The organism is bacterium, from assembly GCA_028820935.1.
Lineage (GTDB): Bacteria > Actinomycetota > Acidimicrobiia > Spongiisociales > Spongiisociaceae > Spongiisocius.
The window spans coordinates 1-25,702 of record JAPPHZ010000021.1 but is presented as its reverse complement, the minus strand read 5'-3'; the positions used below and the strand labels follow the sequence as shown (position 1 = coordinate 25,702).

21 protein-coding genes are annotated in these 25,702 nt (G+C 68.4%); 16 read left to right on the top strand and 5 right to left on the bottom strand.

The features are described 5' to 3' along the window. Positions 1-66: 66 nt before the first annotated feature. Complete coding sequence (locus tag OXM57_04850) at positions 67-243, top strand: hypothetical protein (GenBank protein ID MDE0351996.1); 177 nt, start codon at positions 67-69, stop codon at positions 241-243. A 93-nt stretch (positions 244-336) separates the two neighbouring features. Here the strand turns inward: OXM57_04850 and dapB are convergent, their stop codons facing one another. After that, positions 337-1,107, bottom strand: coding sequence for a 4-hydroxy-tetrahydrodipicolinate reductase (gene dapB, locus OXM57_04845; protein MDE0351995.1), 771 nt, complete (start codon positions 1,105-1,107; stop codon positions 337-339). After that, positions 1,104-2,354 (bottom strand): pitrilysin family protein, encoded by a 1,251-nt coding sequence (locus OXM57_04840; protein ID MDE0351994.1) that lies wholly within the window; start codon positions 2,352-2,354, stop codon positions 1,104-1,106. The genes dapB and OXM57_04840 overlap by 4 nt, the downstream gene beginning before the upstream one ends. 66 nt (positions 2,355-2,420) lie before the next feature. Here OXM57_04840 and OXM57_04835 point away from each other — a divergent pair, with 66 nt between their 5' ends. The 7 genes from OXM57_04835 (at position 2,421) to OXM57_04805 (ending at position 10,516) form a co-directional block, all read left to right on the top strand. Continuing rightward, entirely contained in the window at positions 2,421-3,239 is an 819-nt protein-coding gene (locus OXM57_04835) for a rhomboid family intramembrane serine protease (GenBank protein ID MDE0351993.1), read from the top strand. A 198-nt stretch (positions 3,240-3,437) separates the two neighbouring features. Beyond that, the gene (locus tag OXM57_04830; GenBank protein ID MDE0351992.1) at positions 3,438-5,555 is read left to right on the top strand and encodes a hypothetical protein; all 2,118 of its coding nucleotides are present in this window, start codon (positions 3,438-3,440) and stop codon (positions 5,553-5,555) included. Further along, a complete protein-coding gene (locus OXM57_04825) occupies positions 5,548-6,555 on the top strand; it encodes an AAA family ATPase (GenBank protein ID MDE0351991.1) in 1,008 nt (335 codons plus the stop codon). Before OXM57_04830 ends, OXM57_04825 begins: the two co-directional genes overlap by 8 nt. A 193-nt stretch (positions 6,556-6,748) precedes the next feature. After that, complete coding sequence (locus tag OXM57_04820) at positions 6,749-7,660, top strand: Ppx/GppA phosphatase family protein (protein MDE0351990.1); 912 nt, start codon at positions 6,749-6,751, stop codon at positions 7,658-7,660. 63 nt (positions 7,661-7,723) lie between these two features. After that, entirely contained in the window at positions 7,724-8,797 is a 1,074-nt protein-coding gene (locus tag OXM57_04815; protein ID MDE0351989.1) for an LOG family protein, read from the top strand. Positions 8,798-8,999: 202 nt separating this feature from the next. Next, a complete protein-coding gene (locus OXM57_04810) occupies positions 9,000-9,725 on the top strand; it encodes a maleylpyruvate isomerase family mycothiol-dependent enzyme (GenBank protein MDE0351988.1) in 726 nt (241 codons plus the stop codon). Next, on the top strand, positions 9,725-10,516 hold the full coding sequence (locus tag OXM57_04805; GenBank protein ID MDE0351987.1) for a BtpA/SgcQ family protein: 792 nt from the start codon (positions 9,725-9,727) through the stop codon (positions 10,514-10,516). The genes OXM57_04810 and OXM57_04805 overlap by 1 nt, the downstream gene beginning before the upstream one ends. Positions 10,517-10,756: 240 nt before the next feature. Here OXM57_04805 and OXM57_04800 read toward each other — a convergent pair whose 3' ends face one another. Continuing rightward, the gene (locus tag OXM57_04800; GenBank protein MDE0351986.1) at positions 10,757-11,170 is read right to left on the bottom strand and encodes a hypothetical protein; all 414 of its coding nucleotides are present in this window, start codon (positions 11,168-11,170) and stop codon (positions 10,757-10,759) included. 236 nt (positions 11,171-11,406) lie between these two features. Between OXM57_04800 and OXM57_04795 the strand changes: the two genes are divergently transcribed. The 4 genes from OXM57_04795 to OXM57_04780 all read left to right on the top strand — a co-directional run bounded on the left by OXM57_04795 (position 11,407) and on the right by OXM57_04780 (position 19,980). Beyond that, a complete protein-coding gene (locus tag OXM57_04795) occupies positions 11,407-15,813 on the top strand; it encodes a DEAD/DEAH box helicase (GenBank protein ID MDE0351985.1) in 4,407 nt (1,468 codons plus the stop codon). 253 nt (positions 15,814-16,066) lie between these two features. Further along, the gene (locus tag OXM57_04790) at positions 16,067-16,432 is read left to right on the top strand and encodes a hypothetical protein (protein MDE0351984.1); all 366 of its coding nucleotides are present in this window, start codon (positions 16,067-16,069) and stop codon (positions 16,430-16,432) included. A gap of 89 nt (positions 16,433-16,521) precedes the next feature. After that, the gene (locus tag OXM57_04785) at positions 16,522-16,950 is read left to right on the top strand and encodes an RDD family protein (GenBank protein ID MDE0351983.1); all 429 of its coding nucleotides are present in this window, start codon (positions 16,522-16,524) and stop codon (positions 16,948-16,950) included. 183 nt (positions 16,951-17,133) lie between these two features. Beyond that, a complete protein-coding gene (locus tag OXM57_04780) occupies positions 17,134-19,980 on the top strand; it encodes an S-layer homology domain-containing protein (protein MDE0351982.1) in 2,847 nt (948 codons plus the stop codon). A 66-nt stretch (positions 19,981-20,046) separates the two neighbouring features. Here the strand turns inward: OXM57_04780 and OXM57_04775 are convergent, their stop codons facing one another. Further along, the gene (locus tag OXM57_04775; protein ID MDE0351981.1) at positions 20,047-20,805 is read right to left on the bottom strand and encodes an SDR family oxidoreductase; all 759 of its coding nucleotides are present in this window, start codon (positions 20,803-20,805) and stop codon (positions 20,047-20,049) included. Then, positions 20,805-21,335: a flavin reductase family protein gene (locus tag OXM57_04770; GenBank protein ID MDE0351980.1), complete on the bottom strand. Its 531-nt coding sequence runs from the start codon at positions 21,333-21,335 to the stop codon at positions 20,805-20,807. The genes OXM57_04775 and OXM57_04770 overlap by 1 nt, the downstream gene beginning before the upstream one ends. Before the next feature lie 141 nt (positions 21,336-21,476). Here OXM57_04770 and OXM57_04765 point away from each other — a divergent pair, with 141 nt between their 5' ends. The 4 genes from OXM57_04765 (at position 21,477) to OXM57_04750 (ending at position 25,617) form a co-directional block, all read left to right on the top strand. After that, positions 21,477-22,910, top strand: coding sequence for a circularly permuted type 2 ATP-grasp protein (locus OXM57_04765; protein ID MDE0351979.1), 1,434 nt, complete (start codon positions 21,477-21,479; stop codon positions 22,908-22,910). Positions 22,911-23,091: 181 nt separating this feature from the next. Beyond that, positions 23,092-24,078 carry an alpha-E domain-containing protein gene (locus tag OXM57_04760; GenBank protein MDE0351978.1) on the top strand — a complete coding sequence of 329 codons (987 nt, stop codon included), beginning with the start codon at positions 23,092-23,094 and terminating at the stop codon, positions 24,076-24,078. Then, entirely contained in the window at positions 24,075-24,983 is a 909-nt protein-coding gene (locus OXM57_04755; GenBank protein ID MDE0351977.1) for a transglutaminase family protein, read from the top strand. Before OXM57_04760 ends, OXM57_04755 begins: the two co-directional genes overlap by 4 nt. A gap of 157 nt (positions 24,984-25,140) precedes the next feature. Then, positions 25,141-25,617, top strand: a complete 477-nt coding sequence (locus OXM57_04750; protein ID MDE0351976.1) for a universal stress protein — start codon at positions 25,141-25,143, stop codon at positions 25,615-25,617. The last annotated feature ends 85 nt before the right edge of the window (positions 25,618-25,702 follow it).

Here is a 25,702-nt window from a genome sequence, read left to right as displayed (position 1 = left end):
TAGGAAACTACCACCACTCCTGCCGCTCGCCCGGTCCGGCTCCCGGCTGCATGACAGATTACGTACGTGCCGGACAAGACGATCAGCGTGCCTGACGGCGTTGTGCCGATCATCGACAGCCTCGGCGTTCCGTTCTCGAGGTGGGTGACCGATCAGCTCCGCCGCCACTCGGCGCAGACGACTACTACCTTCGCCCAACAGCTCGTGGCCGACGCCGCGCTCGCCACAGCCGAGCGGATGTAGCGATCTGCGCCGTGGTAGCGCGCGGCGCCGTGTACTGGATCGACCCGACAGCCGCCGGCCGTGATGTCCGGAACCGCCACTCCCGGACGGCAGTCAGAGGCCGAGCAGGCCGTCCAGACCCACCGTGACCGGCTCCTCCAGCGAGGCGACCGACCGCAGCGCCAGGACGATACCGGCGGCGAAGGAGGCGAGGTCGGTGGTGTCGTGGCGGATGGTCAGGTACTCGCCCACCCCGCCCAGGATCACCTCCTGGTGGGCCACCAAGCCCGGGGACCGGACGGAATGGACGGGAACACCCTCGACGTCGGCGCCCAGGGCGCCATCCTTCAGCTCGCGGCCCCGGTCGGCTGGCGGAATGCCGGCATCCTGGCGGGCCCGTCCCATGCGGGCGGCGGTGTTGAGAGCGGTTCCGGAGGGTGCGTCGCGCTTGCGGTCGTGATGCATCTCGATGATCTCCGCAGCCGCGAAGTGGGGCGCGGCCGTCTCCGCGAACCGCATCATCAGCACCGAGCCCAGGGAGAAGTTGGGGACCACCAGGCATCGCCGGTCGCTCCCCTCCCACTCGTCCCGGAGCCGGGCGATGCGACCGGAGTCGTACCCCGAGGTCCCGATCACCACGTGCGCGCCGAAGGACCTCCAGCGGCTGACGTTGGAGGGGGCCACCTCCGGATGGGTCAACTCCAGGATCACGTCACACCCGCGCAGGTCCTCCGGGTCGCCCGAGCAGGCACCTCCCGGGAGCGGCTCGCCCTCGTGGCCCGGTGCGTAGAGGCCGCCCACCGCCAGATCCTCCAGCGGCCCGATGGCGGCCTGGGAGACGAGTCCCATCCTTCCGGGGGCGCCCGAGATACCGACCGAGATCACGACAGGTATCTCTCGAACTCGCCCGCCGGCAGCGGACCGACGGCGCCCACCACCCGGGGACCGGCCAGGTTGCGGGCGGCCGTCGCCGCGATGTCCGCCCTGGTGACAGCCTCGACCCGGGCCAGGCGCTCGTCGAGGGGAAGATGGGGCAGGCCGAACAGTTGGTTGCGCCCGAGGCGGATCATCCGGGCGTTGGTGTCCTCCATCGAGAGGGCCAGGGCGCCCCGCATGTGTCCCTTGGCCCTGTCCAGTTCCGCGGCCGTCACGCCTTCGGAGACCATCCGCTCGATCTCCTCGACCAGGATCTCCATGACGGTGTGGGCGTTGGCCGGCGTGGTGCCGACGTACACACCCCAACCGCCCGTCTCGGCGAAGCGCATCGCGAAGCTGTGAACCGCGTAGGCCAGGCCGCGTTCCTCGCGGATCTTCTGGAACAGGCGGGACGACATCCCGCCGCCCAGTATGTGATGCATCACACCGTCGGTGATCCGACCCTCGTCGGTGCGGTGGATCGATTCGCCTCCGAACACCAGGTGGACCTGCTCGGTGTCCCGCTCCACCACACTCGCCCTCGCGCCCACCCGGAGCGCGGCCAGGTCATGGGTGGCGTCCTCCGCCTCCCAGGCGCCGAACCGGCGCTCCACCATCTCCACCACGTCCCCGTGCTCCACATTGCCGGCCACCGCCACCAGCGCGGTTCGCGCTCCGTAGCGCCTCCGCCAGTAACCCCTCAGATCCTCCGGGGTCATGCCCCCGATCGACTCGCGGGTCCCCAGCACCGGTAGGCCCAGCGGATGCCCCTCGAACAGGGTCCGCATGAAGGTCTCCCCGGCGACATCCGACGGGTCATCCTCGTTCATGTTGATCTCCTCGATCACCACGTTGCGTTCGGAGTCGATCTCGTCCGGTCGGAACGCGGGACGCTGGAGCATCTCCGCCAGCAGGTCCATGCCGGTTGCCAGCTCGCTGTCCAGCATGCGGGCCCAGAAACAGGTGTACTCCTTGGAGGTGAAGGCGTTGCTCTGGGCGCCGATTGCGTCGAACGTCTCGGAGATGTAGCGGGCCGACAGCTCCTCGGTCCCCTTGAAGAGGAGGTGTTCGAGGAAGTGGGCCGCCCCCGCCTCGCCGGGACGCTCGTCCCTGCTACCGGTGTCTATCCAGCAGCCCACCGCCACCGATCTAACTCCCGGGACCGGTTCGGTCACGACCGTCAACCCCGTGGACGTCTGGGAAATCTCAACCTGCATGGGCCGGGATGCTACCGGCTCAGCGGGCCATCGAGTACTCGCCGCCCTGCCCGTACAATGGACGGCATGGACGACGGAACGCCAGGCGCCGCCGGCCCGGCCACCTGCCACCGGCACCGCGACCGGGTCACCTACCTGCGCTGCTCGCGGTGCGGACGGCACATCTGTGGCGACTGTTCCCGGGACTCACCGGTGGGCCAGCGATGCCCGGAATGTGCCGGCGCCACGACCCGCGTGGTGCCCGCCCGCAGCATCCGCTCCGGCATCACCCCGGCCGTCCTCGTGATCATGGTGATAACGGTGGCCGCCTACCTGGCCCAGCGCGCCAACGCCCGGTTCACCATCGACTACGCCCACATAACTCCGGCGGTCAGTGCCGGAGAGTGGTGGCGGGTCATCACCGCCACCTTCCTGCACTCCGTCGGCAGCATCGTCCACATCCTCTTCAACATGTACGCCCTCTACGTGTTCGGACCGTATATCGAGCGGCGGGCCGGGACCATCCGCTTCGTGGGGCTCTATCTGGCTTCCGCCGTTACGGGAGCAGTGGTCTTCCAGTACCTGTCGGAGGGCGCCGCGGTAGGGGCCTCGGGCGCCATCTTCGGGCTGTTCGGCGCCGTCCTGGTGGGAACCTATCCGCTCCGCCACACGCCGGCCGGCGCCGCCCGGTTCCGCCAGCTTCTCCTCCTACTGGCGATCAACCTCGCTCTGCCCCTCCTGGTCCGCGGGATCGCCTGGGAGGCCCATGTGGGCGGTCTTTTGGCGGGGATGTTGATCGTGTGGGCCTGGCAGCGGATACCCGGCGGCCCGAACGCTGACCTGATGCGAACCCTCGTGCCCTCGATACTCATCCTGGTGGGAATGCTGGCCGTCCTCGTGGCCTGACCACTGTGGTCTGTCTGTGTAATGGCGGTGTGGTATGGCGAGGCAGCGGTGTTCCTCGCAAGGCCCGCTGACGAAGGCGTACCCGCAGGGTACGTTGAGGAAGCGGAACGCAGCGACGGGACGCCGATGGCCGCCAGAACACGCCTGGCTGTTTCACAGACAGGCCACTGCGTCTGCGACCTGCGACAATAGAGCTTTGTGACACTTCGAGATCGCTCCCTACTGACCGAGATCCTGGCTCCGGAGGAACGCGCCATCGAGTCGGTGGTCGGCCGGTACCAGCGGGTGGCGGGCGCCGTGACCCGGGTCGCACGCACCGTGGCGGGCAGGGAGGAACTGCGGGTGACGCTCGGTTCCTCCAGCAGGGCGTCCGAGCTCGAGGTGGTGATCGACCCCGGGCTCTTCCAGGCCGCCTACGGGCGCAGGGCGCCCGTCACCGTCGAGGAGACCGCCCTCGCCTCGGCGCTCCACGAGGTGATCCACCTGGTCTCCTCCGACTTCGACGAGCGCCGGCCGCTGCCGGAGCATTGGCTCCAGGACGGCCGGCCCGGCCCGAAGGAGGGCGAGGAGTTCACCGTGCTGGAGGCCCTCGACCGGGCCGGCGGCCCCCCGGCCGAGGCTCTCTTCTTCGCCTTGGAGGACGCCCGCCAGGAGCGTCAGGGCCTGGAGGCCTATCCGGGCGCCCGCTCCGTCCTCGAGGACCTTTACCGGTCCTCCCTACGGGGAGCGCTGGCGGGCCGCGGTCCTCTGGCCCGGTACACCATCGCCTGCTTCATGTCCGTGGGTGGATACGCGCCCCCCGACCGCCTGGAACGGCTCCTCGACTCCCGCTCCGGGGCTGCCTGGGCGGATTCGCGCGCCGTGCTCGACGAGGCATCGGTCGCCGCCCAACCATGGGATACCGGCCATCTGACCATGCAGCTCCTCGCCATCGCCAAGGCGCACGGCTTGATACAGGAAGGCGCGCCGGACGACCCACCCCCGGCTCGCCGGGAACGGGAGCAGGCGGAGAAGGACGCCATGACGGACGGCCTGGACCGGGTCAGGCTCTTCTCTCCCGCCGTCCAGGACGCCGATCACTACAACGAGGTCCGCCGGGGGGCCGAGGATCCCACCCGCCTCGACCTCCGGCCGGCCCGGATGGACCGGACCGCCGGTGAGGGGACCGACCAGCTGCTCATGGTCAGCCAGGCCCCGGTCATCTACCTCCCGAACGGCCAGAGCGGCAAGCTGGCCGTGGCGCGCGTTCCCGACTCCTTCCGCAACTTCTCCGACCGGGGAAGATCCGCCCTCGTGAACGCGGCCCGCGACTGGAACGTCGATCAGCGACAGGTCGGGGGCGAGCTGCATCCCCTGTTCATCGCCAACCAGCGGCGCGGGCTGAGGTCGGGCTTCGACGCCGGCGACCTCTCACCCCACGCCGCGCTGCTTCTGGGCGGCGGCCTCTACCAGCGGATGTTCGAGCGCCGGTCGGTCTCGACCCGCCGCTCCTACGCGGTCAGCGTGCTGGTGGACGGATCAGCCTCCATGCTCCAGCCCCGGCGCCTGTCGGCGCCCCGCGACCGCCGCCCCTGGGGTCTGGCGGCCGCAATGCTCGGCGCCTGGACCCTGGCCGCCATGTGCAACGAACTCCGGGTGGATTTCGAGGTGGCCCTGTTCAACCGCGCCTTCGTCGCCCAGGTGGACGACACCGAGTGGACCTATTCCCGCCGCCGGGCAGCCGCCATCAGCGAGCTGCGCCAGAGCCACGGGGCAGCGGCCGACCGCCTCACCTCCACCGTCAACCACTACGTGCTGTCGGCCTTCCACGAACCCTGGCGGCGATCCGACGACCTGCTCGCCGGACTGTTCTGGACGGCGGCCCATGCGAGCGAGGCCGGCGTCGAGGCGCGGCGCAGCCCGCGCCGGACCCCACCCGTGTCGTTGTTCGAGAAGGGCGCCAACGTGGACGAGCTGAACGTCACCTACGCGGCCGGGCGGCTGGTCAACCACGGCGCCCGGGTCCGGGTGCTGGTGGTGCTGGCCGACGGAATGACCAGGGGGTCGGTCGAGGCCCTGGCCCGGTCGGTGGAGGAGGTGGACGGGCGGGGCACTACGGTTCTGGGGATCGGCGTGGGAGACGATACGGTGGTTTCCGCCTACCGTCACCACCAGGTGATATCCCGTCCGGACGAGCTGGCCAACTCCATGGTGGCCGGAGTCCGGATGGCTCTCCGGCGGGGCCTGGCCCTGGACGGGGAGGACACCTGGTGGATCCGGGCCGGACGCCAGCAAACCGGGAGCAGCCCACTCATGCCGGAGTTACGCAGTGCCTGACCACCCCGCCAAGGTCACCTTCACCGACCCGACCGGAAAGGGCCGGCCCATCACCCTGGACACGGTGGTGGTTCCCAGGACCGAGGTGCGGGATTACAGCCAGCGCGTCAACAAGATCCCCGAGCCCGACCCCCATTACGTCGACGTCGGCATGCTGTACCGCTTCGCCCAGGTGGAGAAGGTCCGCCGGGAGCAACCCGAGGGCACGGTGCCGCTTCACCTGGCAGTACGGGGACACATGGGCACCGGCAAGGACCACGACATCGAGCAGTTCGCCGCCCTGCTGCGCCTCCCCTATTACCGGATCCCTCTGACGGGCGAGGTGCGCGACATCACCCTCATCGGTTCGGTGAAGCTCTACGGGGACGGCCTGGGCGGCACGGAGAGCCGCTGGGAGGACGGTGACATCACCCGCGCGTTGAGAGGGACCGCTCTCGTGAACCTGTCCGAGCTGAACGCCGCCGGGGCCGAGACCCTCTTCGCCCTGCACGGCCTGCTCGACCGCTACGCGGCGCTCGACCTCCCGACCGGCGAGACGGTGCCCCTCAGGGAGGATGTCCGCCTGTTCGGAACGATGAACCCGACCGACCTGCGTGACTACGCCGGCACCCAGACCCTCAACAAGGCCTTCGCCGACCGGTGGGTCATCTGGGAGAAAAACTTTCCCGACATCACCGAGATCGAGGCCATGCTGGACCGCCGCTACCCGTCGATGCGTGAGGTGTACGTGCGCCACATCAGCAGGCTGGCCACCGAGATCAACCGGTCGTTCCTCTCGACCGATCCGGGCACCCGGGTGGAGACCCCGATCAGCCTGCGGACGGTTCTCGACCGCCTTCCGGTGGGCCTGATGGTGCATGAGCGGCGGGAGGACCCGCTCCGCACCGCCTGGGAGTCCATGGTCCTCCCCCACATCGATGCCTACGACATCGACCACTACGAGACGGTCTGGGCGGCCTGCGTGCGCAAGGGACCATCCGACCCGCCGTTCGGTTCGTAGGCCCGTAGCGGTCTGCCTGTAGCCCTGTGGTCTGTCTGCGGGACGGCGGTGTGGTATGGCGTCGGCAGCGGTGTTCCTCGCAAGGCCCGCTGACGAAGGCGTGCCCGCAGCGGCACGTTGAGGAAGCGGAACGCAGCGACGGGACACCGATGGCAGCCAGAACACGCCCAGTCGTTTCGCAGGCAGACCACTAGTGCCACGGTTCGCTGCGGTCGATATCGGCACCAACTCCACCCGGCTGCTGATCGCCGAGGTCGGGCGCGACGGGATGGCCGACGTGGAGCGGATCGAGCAGGTGACCGGGTTGGGACGGGACTCGACCAGATCAGGACGGTTGACACCGGAATCGATCGGGCGGACGGTCCGGGTGCTGGCCGGATACGGGCGGCGCATCGGATCGGCCGGCGTCACCAGGTCTCGGGCGGTTGCCACGGCCGCCACCCGCGATGCGGTCAACCGGGAGGAGTTCCTGGCTGCTGCCCGGCAGGCGCTGGGTTTCCGTCCCGACGTCATCGGCGGTGAGGAGGAGGCCGATCTGTGCTTCCGGGGCGCCACCGCTCGCCACGGCGACGCCGGCAGGATGGTGGTGGTGGACATCGGGGGAGGGAGCACCGAGGTCGTGACCGATCAGGGCGGCGTCTCGGTGAACATCGGATCGATTCGGCTCACCGAACGATGCCTGCCCACCCATCCCGCGGCCTCGGAACACCTCGCGGCGGCCCGCCGCACCGCCTCCGAAGCGATGCAGCCTGCCGGCCTCACCCACCGGCGCGAGGCGCTGGGCACGGCCGGCACATGGACGACTCTGGCGGCCATCCATCAGCGACTCGGCCGCTTCGATCCGACCCGCGTCGAGGGCGCCGGCCTGAGCCTGACCGACCTCGGAGGGATGGTGTCCCGGCTGGGGGGGCTCACGCTCGAAGAGAAGCGGGCAATCCCCGGCCTCGATCCGTTGCGGGCCCCCGTGATCCTGGGCGGCGCCGTCATCGCAGAGACCGCCCTCCGGGTTCTCGGTCTAGAGCGGATCACCGTCACCGGCTACGACATACTCGACGGAATATGCCTGGCATTGGCGGACGATACCGGGCTGACCCTTCCCACCTAGGGCGGATCGTGGTACGTCTGGGGAGTGAAAATCACTAGCTTGGGAACGAATACCGGAGGAAGCATGGCCCGATACAGCATGGGAGACCCGTTACTGGACGAGACGATCCGAGATCTCGTCGCCCGAGCCGGGGACGGTGACAACCAGGATCTGATCGCCGAGATCATGACCACCGCCCTCAAGCTCCACCGGGATCGGGCCGACCGCTGGGAGATCAAGCTCTTCAACAGCGCCCTCAAGGAGATGCGTTACTCCTCCAAGGTGTTCAGGTCCTATGCCGAGACGCCGAAGGTGACCATCTTCGGATCGGCACGTACCGCGCCCGACCATCCCGACTACCTGCTGGCCAGCGAGTTCGCCCGCCTCATGTGGGAGGACCGCGGATGGATGGTGGTGACAGGCGCCGGCCCGGGGATCATGGAGGCCGGGAACCGGGGCGCCGGCCGGGAGGGCTCCTTCGGCGTCAACATCCGGTTGCCGTTCGAGGCCCAACCCAACCCCTACATCGCCGGATCCCGGCTGATCAACTTCAAGTACTTCTTCACCCGCAAGCTGGGTTTCGTGAAGGAGTCTCACGCCTTCGCCATCTTCCCGGGCGGCTTCGGCACCATGGACGAGGCCTTCGAGCTCCTGACACTGATCCAGACCGGGAAGGCGCCCATCCAGCCGGTCGTGCTGATGGAGGCGGGAACGTCGTACTGGTCCTCGTGGCAGGCGTTCGTCAGCGACCGCCTGGAAGGGCACGGGATGATCAGCCCCGCGGACGCCAACCTCTTCGTGCGCGCCCGGGACGCGGCCGCGGCGGCTGACGAGATCTGCCGGTTCTACGCCAACTATCACTCCCAGCGCTACGTGGACGGACGGCTGGTGCTCCGGCTGCGGCACGCCCCCACCGAGCAGCAGGTAAAAGACCTGAACGGGGAGTTCGCCGACATCCTCGCCCGGGGCCGGATCGAGGCCACCGGACCGTCGGAGGCCGAAATCAATGATGGAGACGCGCTCGACTGCGCCCGGCTGACGATGTGGTTCGACCGGCGGAGCCTGGGACGCCTGCGCCTGCTCGTCGACCGCCTCAACGGTTACGTCTACGAGACGCCGGGGTTCGAGGGTCCGCTGCCCAGGCCGCACACAGCCTGAACCCTGCCGGAACCCGATCGCGGGTGGCCCCCGTGCCGACCTCCGGAGGCGGCCCGATCGAGCGACCGTACCGGGCGATCCCGGGTGCTCGACTACGTGTCGAGAAGCGGCCGACCCAACCGCCGGGTGGACGGACGGATGGGCCTGGCGGGCGGAACGTTTAGGGATGGGCAGTGGTAAACTTGGGATCATGCGGGAAGTCTTGTCTGACCTCGTAGCGGAGCAACAACAACTCGACCAGTTCCTCCAGAGGATCACCGTCAACAAGTGGAGCATCCGGATCCCTGAAGAAGACTGGACCATCCGCGACGCGATCTCCCATCTGGCCCATTTCCAGGAGTACGCACACAACGCCGTCGCCGAGGACGGCGCCATGCTCGACGACCTCGACGAGTACGAGAGCATCGACGACCTCGCCGAGGTCGGTGTCGAACGAGGCCGGCAGATGCGCCCCCAGGACGTGATCGAGTGGTGGCGGCTCGGTAGGGCACAGGTAGTTGACGCCATGAGTCGGGCCTCGGCCTCCGACCGCGTCCCCTGGGTGTACTCGGACATGTCCGCCAAGACCTTCGCCACCCTCCAACTGGCGGAAGTCTGGGCCCACGGCCTCGACATCTACGAGGCAATGGACGAGGAGCCCGAGGACACGGATCGCCTGCGCCATGTCATCTGGTTCGCCCACATGACCCTTCCATGGGCATTCGACCTCGCCGGGTACGAGTACACGGAACCAGTCCGGATCGAGGGGATCGGACCCATGTACGCCAAGTACGTGGCGGGTCCCGAGGACACGGATCAGCTCATCCGCGGTCCGGCCGGGGAGATCTGCCGGGTAGCGGTCGGACGGCTCCATCCGGACGACGCCGAGAACGTCATCCTGAAGGGCGAGATGGCCGAGATTGCCTTCCAGGAGATGCGCATCTTCTGATGGCCTCCCGCCAACTCATCGGGATGGTCCACGCCCTACCACTCCCCGGCTCGCCTTCCTACCGCCCGCCCACCGGCGCCATCGTGGAGCGCGCCGTCGAGGATGCCATCCTCCTGGAGGAGTGCGGTTTCGATGCGCTCCTGGTCGAGAACTACGGAGACGCTCCGTTCTTCGCCGATCGAGTGCCCCCTGTCACCGTGGCGTCCCTGGCCCGGGTGGTGGCCGCAGTCCGGGCCGCGGTGGACATTCCGGTAGGGGTCAACGTGTTGCGCAACGACGCCGTCGCCGCTCTCTCGATCGCCGCCGCCTGCGATGCCCGGTTCATCCGCGTGAACGTCCTCTCGTCCATGATGTACACCGACCAGGGCCCGATAGTCGGCCAGGCCGCCCGTGTGTCCCGGTTGAGGGCGGCATTGGATCCCGAGATCGAAGTGCTCGCCGACCTGTTCGTCAAGCACGCCACTCCCCCACCCGGCCTCCGCATCGAGGACGCGGCCGCCGATCTCCGCGACCGGGGAATGGCGGACGGCATCATCCTCTCCGGGCGCGGCACCGGCCTCCCGGCGGACATGGACATGATCGACCACGTCCGCCAGGCGCTTCCCGACACCAGGTTGCTGGTGGGATCCGGAGTGGACAGGGAGTCCGTCGCCTCCGTGCTACAGATCGCCGACGGGGTGATCGTGGGCACCGCCATCAAGGAGCAGGGCGATGTCCTCCGCCCCGTGGATCCGGCCCGAGCCCAGGCCTTCGTCCAGGCCGCCCGTTGCTCGGAAGGGCAGGCCTCGTAGCCCATCGCGGGCCCACCGCCTCGTAAATCCACGAGGACTCCCGGAGGGATCGCAGCCTGTTGTCCGGTTGAAGTCACGGCTCCATCAAGTGATAATTGAAATTGCCGAGGGCAGTAGACCAAGGAAGTAGGTCCGGCTCCTCTCCGGACGGAGAGCGGCCGGACCTGCGCGCTTCTAGCCAGCGTAATCCGAGCGGTTGGATCCCCCAACGACTGTGCGATCCGCTCCGGGGCGGTGATGTCACCCGAGAGGCTCTTGCCGATCCTCTCCTCGCTCTTCGTACTCTTCTACGAGAGCGAGCAGGTGCTCGACATAACCCCGGACACCGTGACGATCCGCGGCGATCTGGTAATCCTCCATGTTGTCGTGATGGAAGTGGATATGCAGCTTCTCGGCAGCTGAGAACCCGTTGATCAGAGAGGAGTCGCCGTACTCCCTGGCCATCTCCACTGAGGCATTCTTGTTGGCGCGATGCGAGTCATACTTCCACCCGCGCTGGAGAGAGGCGGCGATGATGGCTTGGACGGCGGCGCCATAGAGTTTCTCCGCGCCCTGGCGGGTGTCGCCGATCGCGAATTCCGCCTCCGCCCGCTCCAGGAAGACCAAGGACTGCGCGACCCGATTCGCGACCGTGGATTCCTTGATCATGGTCATCGATGGTAACTCCTTACTGTCTGTTGCAGGTGAGCCTGAGGCCCTGCCCGACCGGCGCCAACCCTTACAGTGAACGTAACGGCCTGACCAGAAGGGTCAAGACCCTTGTTCGGTTTCCTAGGGGCCGACCACCATACGAAACGGCTGCGGATGGACGGCACCCGACTACCGGGGACCGACCGAGCCCAGTTTGGGGTATGCGTGTCACACGCATGCGATAGCCTGGATTCGTAGTGTTGAGAGACCTGTTTTCGCCCGCCACCGCCACCTGGTTCGAGGAGGCGTTCCCCGGCCCCACCGAGGCTCAGGCCAGTGGATGGCCGGCCATCGCCGCCGGTCAGCACACGCTGATCCACGCCCCCACCGGGTCGGGCAAGACGCTGGCCGCGTTCCTCTACACGCTCGACCAGCTTCTCACCGAACCGGTGCCGGTCAAGTCCCGGCGCTGCCGCATCCTCTACATCTCGCCGATGAAGGCCCTGGCCCATGACGTGGAGCGCAACCTCCGGGCGCCCCTGACCGGGATCGCCCACGCCGCCGACCGTCATGGCCTGGCGCCTCTTCCCGAGGTGGTGGCCGCCATCCGCACTGGCGACACCCCGCCCGCTGACCGCCAGCGCATGCAGCGCCACCCCCCGGACATCCTCATCACGACCCCCGAGTCCCTGTTCCTGATCCTGACCAGCGCGGCCCGCAAGATGCTGGCGTCGGTCCGGTGGGTGATCCTGGACGAGGTCCACGCCGTGGCCGGGACCAAGCGGGGATCGCACCTGGCCCTGTCGCTGGAGAGGCTGGAGGAGGTGACGGCCGTCCGTCCCCTCCGCATCGGCCTCTCCGCCACCCAGCAACCCCTCTCGACCACCGCCGAGTTCATGGGAGGCGGAACCATGGACGGCGGCGCCTGGACGCCGCGGCCGGTCACCATCGTGGATGTCCCCGGCAAGCGGGGCCTCGAGGTGGAGATCGTGGTCCCGGTCGAGGACATGGCCGCGCCCACACCTCCCGACCCGCTCGCCTCCGAGCCCGCCGACCCCGGCTACCGGTCCATCTGGCCCTCCGTCTATCCGGCCCTGCTGGATCTGGTCAGGGCCCACCGCTCCACCATCGTGTTCGCCAACTCCCGCCGGCTGTCCGAGCGCCTCTGCTCCGAGCTGAACAACCTGGCGGGGGACGAGGTCGCCCGCGCCCATCACGGCTCCGTGTCACGGGAGCAGCGGATCGTCATCGAGGACCTGCTCAAGCGGGGTGAGCTGCCGGCCGTGGTGGCGACCTCGACACTGGAACTGGGCATCGACATGGGGGCGGTCGACCTGGTGATCCACGTCGAGTCGCCCACCAGCGTGGCCTCCGGCTTGCAGAGGGTGGGTAGGGCCGGCCATCAGGTGGGGGCGACCAGCGTGGCCAAGATCTTCCCCAAGTTCCGCGGGGACCTCCTCGAGGCGACCGTGGTGGCCGACCTCATGCTGGCGCGGTCGGTGGAGCCCACCGCCGTTCCCCAGAGCCCGCTCGACGTGCTGGCGCAGCAGGTGGTGGCGGCGGTAGCGATGGACGAATGGCAGGCGGATGACCTCCTCTCCCTGGTCAGGCGGGCCGCCCCCTATCGCGATCTGGCCCGGGGACCCTTCGAGGCGGTCCTCGACATGCTGGCCGGCCGCTACCCGTCCGAGCTGTTCGGGGAGTTGCGCCCCCGCGTGGTCTGGGATCGGGTCACGCACACGCTGACCCCTCGATCGGGGGCCCAGCGCCTGGCAGTCACCAACGCCGGGACCATCCCCGACCGCGGGCTGTACTCGGTCAACCTTCCGGACGGCAGCCGGGTGGGCGAGCTCGACGAGGAGATGGTCTACGAGTCCCGTCCCGGGGACGTATTCGTCCTCGGCACCTCGGCGTGGCGGATCAGCGACATCACCGCCGACCGGGTGGAGGTGATCCCCGCCCCCGCCGAGTCGGGCCGGATGCCGTTCTGGAAGGGCGACCGGGTGGGCCGTCCCGTCGAGACCGGGAGGGCGATCGGCCGCTTCGTCCGCACCATCGGGGCGATGGAGACCGACCGGGCGGTGGACACGCTCCGGCGCCGGTACCACCTGGACGAATGGGCGGCCCGCAACCTGGTCGCATACATCGAGGAGCAGCGTGACGCCACCGGAGTGCTTCCCACCGACCGGACGGTGGTGGTGGAGCGTTTCCGCGACGAGATCGGGGACTGGCGGATCGCCATCCTCTCGCCCCTCGGCGGCCGGGTGCACGCGCCGTGGGCAATGGCCATCGGCCAGCGCCTGCGACACCGCTACGGGCGGAATGTGGACGTCATCTGGAGCGACGACGGAATCTCCTTCCGCTTCATCGACACCGACGACCTGCCGTCTCTCGAAGACCTTCTCCTCGACCCGGACGAGCTGGAGTCGATCCTGATCGAGGAGCTGTCCGGCACGGCCATGTTCGCCGCCCGGTTCCGGGAGGCGGCCGCCCGCGCATTGCTGCTGCCCCGCCGCCGGCCCGGCGGTCGCACCCCCCTGTGGCTCCAGCGACGGCGGGCCGCCGACCTCATGGCCATCGTCACCCGCTTCGGCTCGTTCCCGATCATCCTCGAGACCTACCGCGAGATCCTCTCGGACGTGTTCGACCTCCCCTCCGCCAGGGAACTCCTCGGGGACATCGCGGCCCGCCGGGTGCGGGTGGTGGAGGTCGACACCACCTCGGCCGGACCGTTCGCCTCGTCGCTCCTCTTCGAGTTCGTGGCCTCCTACCTGTACGAGGGGGACGCCGCCCCGTCGGAACGGCGCGCCACGGCCCTCACGCTCGACCGGGAGCTACTCCGCGAGCTGCTTGGAGAGGGCGAGCTCCGCGACCTGCTCGACGAGGACGTGATCGCGGCCGTCGAGCTGGAACTCCAGTACCTGACCCCGGATCGCCGGGTGAGGGGGCTCGACGGCGTGCATGACCTGCTCCGGGCCCTCGGGCCGCTCACGGGGGCGGCAGTGGCCGACCGGCTGGCCGACGGCTCCGCACCCGGCCTGCTCCGCGAACTCGAGGAGCGCCGCCGGGCCATCCGGGTTCAGGTGGGCGGAGCGCCGAGGTGGGCGGCCATCGAGGACGCCGGACGGCTGCGTGACGCATTGGGAGTCCAGCCGCCGGCCGGGGTTCCCGACGCCTACCTGGAGACGGGTCCCGACCCGCTCGGGGAGGTGGTGCGCCGCTACGCCCGCACCCATGCGCCGTTCACGGCCGAGGAGGCCGGATCGGCCCTCGGCCTCCCCCCGGCCGCCCTCCGGGTGGCCCTGGTGGCGCTCGAGCAGGCCGGCACGGTGGCCCGGGGCGCCTTCCGTCGGGGTGAGGCCGGCCAGGAGTGGGTGGACACGGGAGTGCTGCGCCGCCTGAAACGCCGTAGCCTGGCGATGCTCCGCCGTGAGATCGAAGCGGTCGAGGCCGGCGCCCTCGGGCGGTTCCTGCCTGCCTGGCAGGGAGTGGGCCGGACCGGGCGCAACCACCTGTCGGCCCTGGTCGAGACGATCCGTACCCTCCAGGGCCTTCCCATCCCCGCCTCGATACTTGAACGGGACGTTCTGGCGGCGAGGCTCGACTACACGCCCACCATGGCGGACCAGCTCATGGCGTCGGGCGACGTGGTATGGGTCGGCCGGGGCGGGATCGGTCCTCGGGACGGACGGGTGGCCCTATACCTGCGCGAGCAGCTACCGATCCTGCATCGACCGTCCGTGGATGACCTGCCCGACACGGAACTACACCACGCCATCCGGTCACACCTGTCGCGGAGGGGCGCCAGCTTCTTCCGGGACATCCACCTGGCCGTGGACAGCGAGCGCATCGAGGACACCCTGGAGGCGCTCTGGGACCTGGTGTGGGCGGGAGAGGTCACCAACGACACCCTCGCCCCGCTGCGCGCCGTACGGATCCGCCGCGTGGCCCGGTCCCGCCCCGCGCGATCCCGGCGCCGGCTGCCCTCCGCCATGCCCCCTTCATCGTCCGGGAGGTGGTCACTGGTCGCCGACCTGTGCGCGGCTGACGTGGCCGACGCGGAATGGGGCGCCGCCTGGACGGAGATCCTGCTGGAACGCCACGGAGTGGTGACTAGGGCCGGCGCCCGAGCGGAGAACATCCCCGGTGGCCTGACCACCCTGTACCCCATCCTCAACCATCTGGAGGAGACGGGCCGCATCCGCCGCGGCTACTTCGTGGAGGGCCTCGGAGGCCTTCAATTCGCCCTGCCGGGGGCCGTGGACCGGCTCCGGACCGCGGACAGCGACCAAGGCACCGTGATCCTCGCCGCCGCCGATCCGGCCAACCCGTACGGCACCCTGCTGCCGTGGCCCGAGGAAGCTCGGGGCCGGGCTTCCCGCTCGGCCGGCGCCTACGTAATCCTCCACGATGGCCGGCCCCTGCTGTTCCTGGAGCGGGGAGGCAAGACCGCCACCCTCCTCACCGACGCGGAGGAGCTGCACGGCGCGGCCGCCGACGCCCTCACCGAGATCGGTATCCGGCACCGGCGGCTGACAGTAGAGACCATCAACGGCCTCCCCGCCGGGGACCACCCGCTCGGCGCCATCCTGCTGGAGAGCGGCTTCGCGATCAGCCTCAAGGGCCTCGCCTACCGGGGCCCTCGCCGCCAACCTGCCCGAACGTAAACGCAGGGGCATCGCAACGCCCGCCGGACAAGAACCAACCGTCGGCTCCGTGAGCACGCCGGGGGGTGGATCCCTCAATGTTGCCGGGAAGTGACTGGTTTGCCTCGACCGTAGGCGTGGGATGAAGAGACGTACACGTTGAGCGGTCAGACATATACTGTGTCTTCATGATGATGCCAAAGGGCTCCGGCTACGAGGCACAGGATGAGGCTTCGGGAGTTCGTTGGTCATGATCCGAGGGGATCGGATGGCGATGGCCGGTTTCGTCTGTTCGCTATCCGCGGCACTGGTCACAGTTCTGCTGATCCTGATCATGACGGTGCCATCCTTGGTCAGCAACCCCGACGAGGCCATCGGTCTCCTGCTGCTAGCCGGGGCAATACTCTGGGTCACTGGTCTCGTCCTCTCACTGCGGGCCAGGAGAAGGGCAGTTAGACGTCGCCGGCTAGCCAGAACCGCCAGGGTCGTTTCGGTGATCACCGCCACACTGTTCCTAGCAGGACTCGTTATCTGGCTCGTTTTCGTTGTCGAATGGCTCGTGACGGATCTCTTCGTGGTCGGTACGGCAATCGGGAGCGGCGCAGATACTGTTCTTGTTGACTACAGGATGGAGGGCTGAGTGTGACGGAAGAGGTACGACCAATCAGCGGCGAAGACACACCTGGGACAACGGCAGGGCAAGTAATGCTGGGTAATGGGGAACATCGGATGCTGGCTAGTGTTGGTAGCAGAATCACAGCACGGATCCTGGATTACACGATCCTGTCGGTGGCCATATTCTTAGCGCTCCTGTTGCTTATCTTGACTGGTGTGATGCGTGCTGATCCAACCGAGGAGTTTTCGGGATTGGCCCTGGTCATACAGCTATTCACATGGCCGCCGGTGATGGCGCCTTTGTTGATGCTGATCTACGAACCTGTATTGATAGCCATCCGCGGCAGGACTATCGGCAAGAGAGTCGTAGCCATAGAGGTAGTAGGGGCTGATCAAGGAGGTGTCCCCGGCTGGGGTAGCTCGGTCGGGCGGATCTTGATACTCACGATCACGAGCATCCTGTGCTTCATCTCCATCCTCGTGAGCGACAGCCGTCAGGGCTGGCACGACAGAGCTACAGGAACCATGGTGGTCAAGGCCTAAGCGGGTCCACAGAAAGTTGCCGGAACCGGTGCCGAGGAAGCCCAAGGCCGGGCATCCCGCTCGGCGCCATCCTGCCGGAGAGCGGATTCGCGATAAGCCTCAAGGGCCTCGCCTACCCGGGGCCCTCGCCGCCAACCCGCCCGGCGGTGACGGGCGGTTCAGCACCCGGGTAGCCTCCGTCGAGTGACGGGTACCGTCGGCGGGCGCAATGATGTAGCCGGACACCCGCGCCGGCAGCATACCCGCGGCCTCCTGCTTGCGTTCGCCGTGCTGCTGATGGTCGGGGGCTTGCTTCCGAGTCCGGCGAGTCCGGCACCGGCCCCGGAGACCGGGGAGTTTCTCTCCAGCACACGTAGCGAGGGCGGGACGTCGCACGCTGCTGAGCAGTTCTCCGACATAGCCGGAGCGGGTGTCCACCAGGCGAATGTGGAGATCCTGGCTGCGAGGGGAGTCCTCGAGGGAACGGAGTGCGCGGCAGGCCGGTTCTGCCCCAATCTGCCCATCCAGCGCTGGGTGGTGGCGGTCTGGCTGGTCAGGGCATTGGATGGGGCCGACCCTGCGCCCGTCGAGCGGTCACGGTTCGCCGACGTCGACGAAGGGGCGTGGTGGGCGGGCCACGTGGAGCGCCTCGCAGATCTGGGAGTCACGCGGGGATGCGAGGTGAAACCGGCCCGCTTCTGTCCCGGGCGGGCCACTACCCGTGCAGAGATGGCCACCTTCCTGACCAGCGCCTTCCGGTTGCCATCCGTACCGCCGACGGGGTTCGCCGATGTCGGGCAGGGCGCCACTCACCTACCGGGCATAAGCGCCTTGGCCGCGGCCGGGATCACCTCCGGGTGCGCGGTCGATCCGGCCCGCTACTGCCCCGGCCGGGCCACCACCCGTGCAGAGATGGCCACCTTCCTGACCAGCGCGCTCCGTTTCGCCGGTGCTATCCCGTCCCGGGAGGCCAGCACCGTCATACCACCAGACGCGGGTGACTTCACCGCGATCACGGTCGGTTGGGACCATTCCTGCGGGCTACGCAGGGATCGCACGGTGACCTGCTGGGGGGACAACACGAGGGGCCAGGCCGCACCACCGGACGGGGAGTTCGTGGCATTGACCGCCGGCCGGAGCCACACCTGCGGTATCGACAGCCGCCAGGAGGTCGTCTGCTGGGGTTGGGACGGATGGGGGGCGACCGGGGCGCCGGAGGGGAGGTTCATCGCCATCACGGCCGGGGGTGATCACTCGTGCGCCATCCGAGCCGACCGGAGCGTCACCTGCTGGGGCGCCGACCACGCAGGCCAGGCAAGCCCGCCACCCGGCGAGTTCGCCGCTGTCGCAGCCGGGGAATGGCATACGTGCGGGCTCCGCAACGCCGACCGGTCCCTTACCTGCTGGGGCGCCGACAACGATGGTCAAGCCGACCCGCCACCCGGACGGTTCGTCGCCATCGCAGCGGGCAACTGGCACTCGTGCGGCGTGCGCACCGACGGCGTCGGCGTCTGCTGGGGCGCCGATCACGCGGCACAGGCCAATGTCCCTGCCAAGCGTTTCCGCGCCATAGCGGCCGGCTGGCAGCACTCCTGCGGGATCACCGTCGACGGTTCGGTGGTCTGCTGGGGCTTCGACGAGCAGGGTCGGGCCGACCCTCCGCAAGGCGAGTTCAGCGCCATCGACCTGGGCGACCGCCATTCGTGCGGGCTGCACACGGGCGGGGCCATCACCTGCTGGGGTAAGCAGGCGCACGAAGACGGGCTTACTGCGCCTCCCGCGGTAGTCCGGATGCCGTCCGACGTGTACCACTACGTAAGCCCTGATCAGGCCGATCCGGACTCGTGCCGTCCGCCGGGTCCGGCAGGATTCCCGCTTCGAAGTCGAATCCCGGCTACAGGCGTCCTGCGGGTGGCGGTGCTGTTCCTGGACTTCCCGGACGCCCGGGCATCCCACACCACGCAGCGAGAGGCGGCTTTGGGTCTGCCCTACATCGAGACCTATCTCGAGACCGCCAGCTACGGCCGCCTGCAGGTGGAGTTCACGCCCCTGCACCGATGGCTGCGGGCCGCGCACGGCTACCGAAGCTATCTCGGAACCTCAGCGGTTCCGACACTCGCGAACCCGCTCGACCCGGATGCGGAGGCGGTAAGGCTCGCCGACCCGGAGTTCGACTTCACCGACCACGACGCCGTGATGGTGGTGATGCCCAGTTCACACTTCGGCAACGGGCTCGCCACGGGGAGTATCCGGACGGATGAGGGGCCCCTCTCGAGAGTCCGGATCAACTTCCTGTCCGTGGCCGGGCCGCGCCAACCTCTCGAATGGGGTCTGGTCGCCGCCCATGAGGTGGCGCACATGCTCGGGCTGTTGGATCTGTATCCCTTGGACAGCTCCCTGCGCGATCATCCCGAACCGCCCCCGGGGAGACGGTGGGTGGCCAACCAGATCGGCCTGATGGGTCTCTGGGCCAACTTCCTGGCCGGCGACGGCGATCCACGCCTAGCCCATGAGATACATCTTCCGGATGGACGGCGCCACACCGCCCACGCATATGACCTGCAGGCCCGGGAGATGCTGGCGTGGAGCCGATGGCAACTCGGTTGGCTCCAGCCCAGCCGGGTCCGCTGCCTCACCAGTGTCGAGACCGGGAAGACCGTCACCGTTGCCCTACAGCCGGTCGCCTCGCCCGGCTTCGGGACCGCCATGGTCGGCATCCCCCTCTCGGACACGGAGATCGTCATCATCGAGAGCCGCCGGCGGATCGGTTTCGACGCAGGGCACGAGTACAGGTATGCGGACGGCGCCACCACCACTCTCCCCACCCTGGCCGGCGACGGCGTGCTGGTTTACGCCGTGAACGCCGCCCAGTCCGGCGGCCGGATGCCCGTCCGGGTGATCGGACACTCCGGGAACCCCTATCCCATCCTCCACTTCCAGGAGTATCCGCTGCTCACCGCCGGCGAGAGCGTCTCGGTCGGCGGCTACACCATCACGGTCCGTTCCGGCGGAGACCACCCGGACGTCCTCACCATCACCAGGGACAACTGACCCTCCCGGCGGCCGGCGCTCTAGCTGTCTAGCGCGTCCGGGCATGACCGGGTAGCCGGCCCCCTGTTACACGTAGGGGGAGGAGTGGGCGATCCCGCCGTCCACGTCGAGGGTCACTCCGGTCACCCAGGATGCCTGGTCGGAGCACAGGAACACCACCGCCGACGCCACGTCCACCGGCTCGCCGACCCGCCCCATGGGGTGCAGGGCAGCGCCTCGTTCCTCGTCCTGCCACAGGACCCTCGATAGGCGGGTCCTGACCACGCCGGGCGCCACCCCGACCACGCGAACGGTGGGCGCCAACTCGTATGCCAGGTGCCGGGTCATGTAGATGAGCCCGGCCTTGGAGATGTTGTAGGCGCCCATGCGCCGCCCCGGCAGCCGGCCCCCGACCGAGGCGATGTTGCAGATCACCCCTCCGTGGTCGCGCATCCAGGCGGCCCATACGGCCCGTGCGTAGACGAGCGGGCCCTCCAGGTTGATCTCCCAGGTCCGCCTGACGGCGCCCAGGTCCACGTCCATGAGCGGCCCGTAGGCAGGATTGGTCGCAGCATTGTTGACCAGCACGTCGCAGGACCCGAAGCGCTCGATGGCGGCGCCCACGGCCGTGGCCGCCCCCTCCTCGGTATCCGATCGGGCCACCACTGCCGCCACGCGGTCCGCTTCGCCGAGCCGGTCGGCCGCGCCTGTGATGTTCTCGGGCTTGCGGCTGGTGATCACCACGCCGCGAGCGCCCGCCGCCAGCATGGCGGCCGCGATGGCTTCGCCGATCCCGCGCGAGGCGCCGGTGATGACCGCCACCCGCCCGTCGAGGCGCGCCTCCATCAGTGGCCGCCCCGCTTCACGCCGCCGTATTTCATGCGGGTGTCGCCCATCCAAGCGGCCCGACCCGGCTCGTCCGTCACGCCCGCGGCCACCAGCTCACCGGCGAACAGCGTATGGGTCCCGAAGTCGATCGCCCGCCTCACCTCGCACTCCATCCAGGCGATGGCATCCTCGAAGATGGGAGCCCCGGTGACCCCTTCCCGGATCGCCCGGCCGTTGAGGGCCATCCCCTTCTTGACGGCGGGCTTCGAGAACTTGACGAAGACCCTCCGGTCATCCGGCGACCACAGGTTGACGCTGAAGGAGCCCCCTCCAGAGATCAGCCGATGGGTCACGGCCTTGTTGTCCACGCCGATCCCGATCATCACCGGCTCCATCGACAGCTGGGTGATCCAGGAGGTGGTCATCCCGTTCCACTCGTCGCCCGCCCGGGAGCCCACCAAGGCCAGGGCGTTGGGGATCATCCAGGTGACCCGGTTGATCAATGCCGCCTCTATCAGGTTCCTCCGGGTCCGACCGTCCGTGTCCACGTTACACCGGCCGCTGGTCCGGTACGGTGTTCAGTATGATTCCGGCACCGGTCAATCGTTCCGGACAAGGGCGGGCGGCAGGCAGCGAGCGAACCATCGGAGAAGGGTGATCGGCCCGGCGCACGTGCCGGGCTCACCGTCATGAAGTTCGACAACTACGACCTCGACGCGGGCATCTACGACGAGCTGTTCCAAACCGATGGGACTCCCCGTTCCCACGGCAGGGACCTCTTCGAAACCCTCCTCGAGGCTCCTGACGAGTACATGAACGCGGTCGGCGAGTGGGTCACCCGGTCATTCACCCACGAGGGCATCACCTTCACCGTCTACGGCGACGACGAGGCCGACGAGCGCATCATCCCGATCGACTGCATCCCGCGGGTGATGGCGGGTTCCGAATGGCGAGCCCTGGCCAAGGGACTGGAGCAGCGCCTGGCCGCTCTCAACGCCTTCCTCCGGGACATATACGGTCCGGCCCGGATCGTCGCCGACGGGGTCATCCCGCCGGACATGATCTTCGGCTGCCCCCAGTACCGCATCCAGATGCGGGGATTCGAGGCCCCCAGGGGAGTCTGGGTGGCTGTCTGCGGCACCGACCTGGTCCGTACGGTGGACGGTTTCCGGGTTCTCGAGGACAACCTGCGCGTTCCCTCCGGCGTCTCCTACATGATCGCCATCCGCAAGGCCACCAAGTCGGCCATGCGGCTGCTCTACCGGCGCTCCCGGGTGGGCCCCGTGGAGAACTACGGATTGGTCCTCCGCCAGACCCTCCACGAAATGGCGCCCGAGGGTTGTGACGACCCGACGGTCGCCCTCCTTACCCCCGGCGTCTACAACTCTGCCTTCTACGAGCACATGTTCCTGGCTCGCCAGATCGGCGCCGAGTTGGTGGAGGGCCGCGACCTGGTGGTCGAGGACGGCTACGTCTACATGCGTACCACGACGGGTCTGAGGCGGGTGGACGTCGTCTACCGGCGGATCGACGACGACTTCCTCGACCCGCTCGTGTTCCGTCCGGACTCGCTGCTCGGCGCTCCCGGCCTGCTACACGCCGCCCGGCTGGGAAACGTATCGGTGGTCAACGCCCCGGGCACGGGGGTGGCCGACGACAAGAGCGTGTATGCCTTCGTCCCCGACATGATCCGCTACTACCTGGCGGAGGAGCCGCTCATCCCCAACGTGGAAACCTACCTGTGCCGCCGGCCCGAGGATCTGGAATACACCCTGGACAACCTGGAACACCTCGTGGTGAAGCGGGTGGGCGAGTCCGGCGGCTACGGGATGTTGGTCGGTCCCCATGCCGACGCCGAGGAACGCAACCGGTTCGCATCCCTGCTTCGCGAGGATCCCGCCGGTTTCGTAGCCCAGCCCACCCTGGCCCTGTCCAGGGCGCCCTGCCTGATCGATGGCCGGCTCGAACCCCGCCACGTGGACCTGCGGCCCTTCATCCTGTCGGGGAGCGAGACCCGCATCGTGCCGGGGGCGTTCTGCCGGATCGCGCTGCGCCGGGGGAGCCTGGTCGTCAACTCCAGCCAGGGTGGCGGCGCCAAGGACTTCTGGGTCCTGGAGGACTAATGGTCTGCCTGCGAAACAACCAGGCGTGCTCTGGCGGCCACCGGCGCCCCGTCGCTGCGTTCCGCCTCCTCAACGTGCCGCTGCGGGCACGCCTTCGTCAGCGAGCCTTGCGAGGAACACCGCTGCCGACGCCATACCACACCGCCATTACACAGACAGACGCGAAAATGGTCTGCCTCTGATGCTCGCCCGCAGCGCCGAGAGCCTTTACTGGATCGGCCGGTACCTGGAGAGGGCCGGCCATCTCGCCCGGCTCATGCGCCAGCAGACGGAGTCACTGGTGGACAGCCCGGTCCGCGACATCTACTTCGGATGGCACCGGATCTACGGCGCGCTGGGAAGGCAACCGCATCCGGGGCCCCTCGACACGGAAGGCGACGAGTTCTACACCCTGGCCGACTCCTTCACCCTGGCCGACGACCTCACCTTCGAACCCACCACGCCCGACTCCATCCGGAACTGCTTCGCCCAGGCTCGAGAGAACGCCCGCCAGGTGCGCCACCGCATCTCCGCGCAGATGTGGACTTCTCTCAACCGGCCGTACCTGCGTCTCCGCGACATCGAGATCCAGGACATCTGGGCTTCAACGCCCGAGCAGTTCTATGCGGGCGTGGAGGCGGACATCGACACCTTCCGGGGCGTCAGCTCCTCGACCATGTACCGGGATCAAGGCTGGCACTTCATCCGGATGGGCAGCCTCCTGGAACGAGCCGAGTTGGTGGCCTCCCTGCTGAGCGCCCAGATCGCCGCGGTGCGGCTGTTCGATGTTCCTGCGGACGCCTACTGGACCAGCCTGCTCCGCCTGTTTCATGCCTTCGAGGCATACCAGCAGGGCGATGGCTTGGCTATCCATGCCGGTCGGGTGCTGGACCTGCTCGTGTCCAACCCGCAACTCCCCGACTCGCTGAGCATGTCGGTCCTGGGATTGCATCGGGAGTTGTCGGCTATCGGGCAGGGTCCCGACCACACCGCCACCTCACAGGCCCGGCTCCAGGCGGACCACCTGTCGGATCTGCTTCGCTCCGCCTGGCCCAGGACGGTCGACGCCGAAGGCCTGTTCACCGAGTTCAGGAACGCCGTCCGCCGGCTCCACGACCTGGTGACCGAGACGTACTTCGACTATCCCGTGGCTACCCGGTCCGCTCGCCTCGGCGGGTTCGACCAGTGAGCATCCCGGATGCGGACGCGGCGCCCGCGGCCCGTTACCGGATCGAGCACCTCACCAGGTTCGGCTACAGCTCCCCGGTCCGAAGATGCACCATGTCGCTCTGCCTCCGGCCCCTAGACGGCAACCGCCAGCAAGTGCTGGAGTTCGGGATCACCACCTCCCCTCCAGGGCGGCTGACCACCGAGATCGACCCGTTCGGCAACACCCGCCACGTCCTCACGGTGAACGAGACGCACGACACCTTGGAGGTGGTGTCCGTCTCCACCGTCGACGTATTCCCCTCGCCTTCCCTGGCCCATCCCATCGGGCCGGACGCCTGGGAGGTGGCGCGATCACGGACCACCGACCCCGACTGCTGGCAATTCACCCACCCGAGTCCCGGCGCCGGCCTTACTCCCGCCCTCACCGGGTTCGTTGCCGAAATGGGGATCGAGCCGGGGTCCGATCCGCTGACCGATCTGGTGGAACTCTCTTCGACCCTGAATGACACCTTCGACTACGCGGCGGGCTCGACATCGGTGGATTCGCCCATAGACGAGATCCTTGCGACCCGGCGAGGGGTGTGCCAGGACTATGCCCACGTCATGATCGCGATCGCTCGTTCATGGGGTGTCCCCACGCGCTACGTGTCCGGTTACCTCCATGTAGAGGGTGCTTCGGCCGGCGTGGACGGACCGGCCGGGATCGCAACCCATGCGTGGGTCGAATGCCGGCTCCCGCAGCTCGGATGGGTGGAGTTCGACCCCACCAACCGTACCCTGGTCGACCACCGCTACGTGCGAACCGCCGTCGGCCGGGACTACCGGGATGTCCCGCCCACCCGAGGGGTGGTGGAAGGAGGCGCCAACTCCGGCCTGGAGGTGGACGTCAGGGTGACCCGCCTGGACGACCCGGCGCCACCCTGACCGACCCGGACCCCGAGCACATCGCGCACTCGCGGGATGAATGGGCGCTTTCGCGGGCCACGCGGCCGTACCCAATGGTCTGTCCGCGAAAAAACCAGGCGTGCTCCGGCGGTCATCCCGCACCGCCATTCCACCGACCGACCATAAGATTCTCCCTATGAACGTGCTGATCGCCACGGCCGGAGTACTGCCGCCGGGGCCGGTCGCCGACTTCGTGGAGGTGCTGGTGGGCTCCCGCGGGAGCGCCACCGTCATGAACGTGACCCAGGCCCCCGCCGAGTTTCTCGATGAGCTGGAGGACGGCCCGTGGCAGCCCTTCGACGCTCCGGCGGGCCGGAGCGAGTCCGACCGCGCCGCCCGGGAGGCCGACCGCTACATACGGGAGCGGGGCTCGAAGATCGTGGCTCCCGTGGTGGCCGCTCTGAAGCTTCGGGATGTCGAGACCGCGACGCTGTTCGTGGAGGCCGACGACGTGGCACAGGCCATCATCGACACCGCCGAGTGGGTCGGCGCCGACGCAATCGTCATGGGCGCCACCCGGCGCCTGTTCGACGAGATGTCCTGGACCAGCGTCTCCATGAACGTCACCGCGAGATCCAAGCTGCCCGTGCTGCTGATCCCAGAACCTTCCTAGTCTCTAGTCGGTAGTTCAACTAGCAACTGACAACTAGCAACTAGCAACTAGCAACTAGCAACTAGCAACTAGCAACTAGCAACTA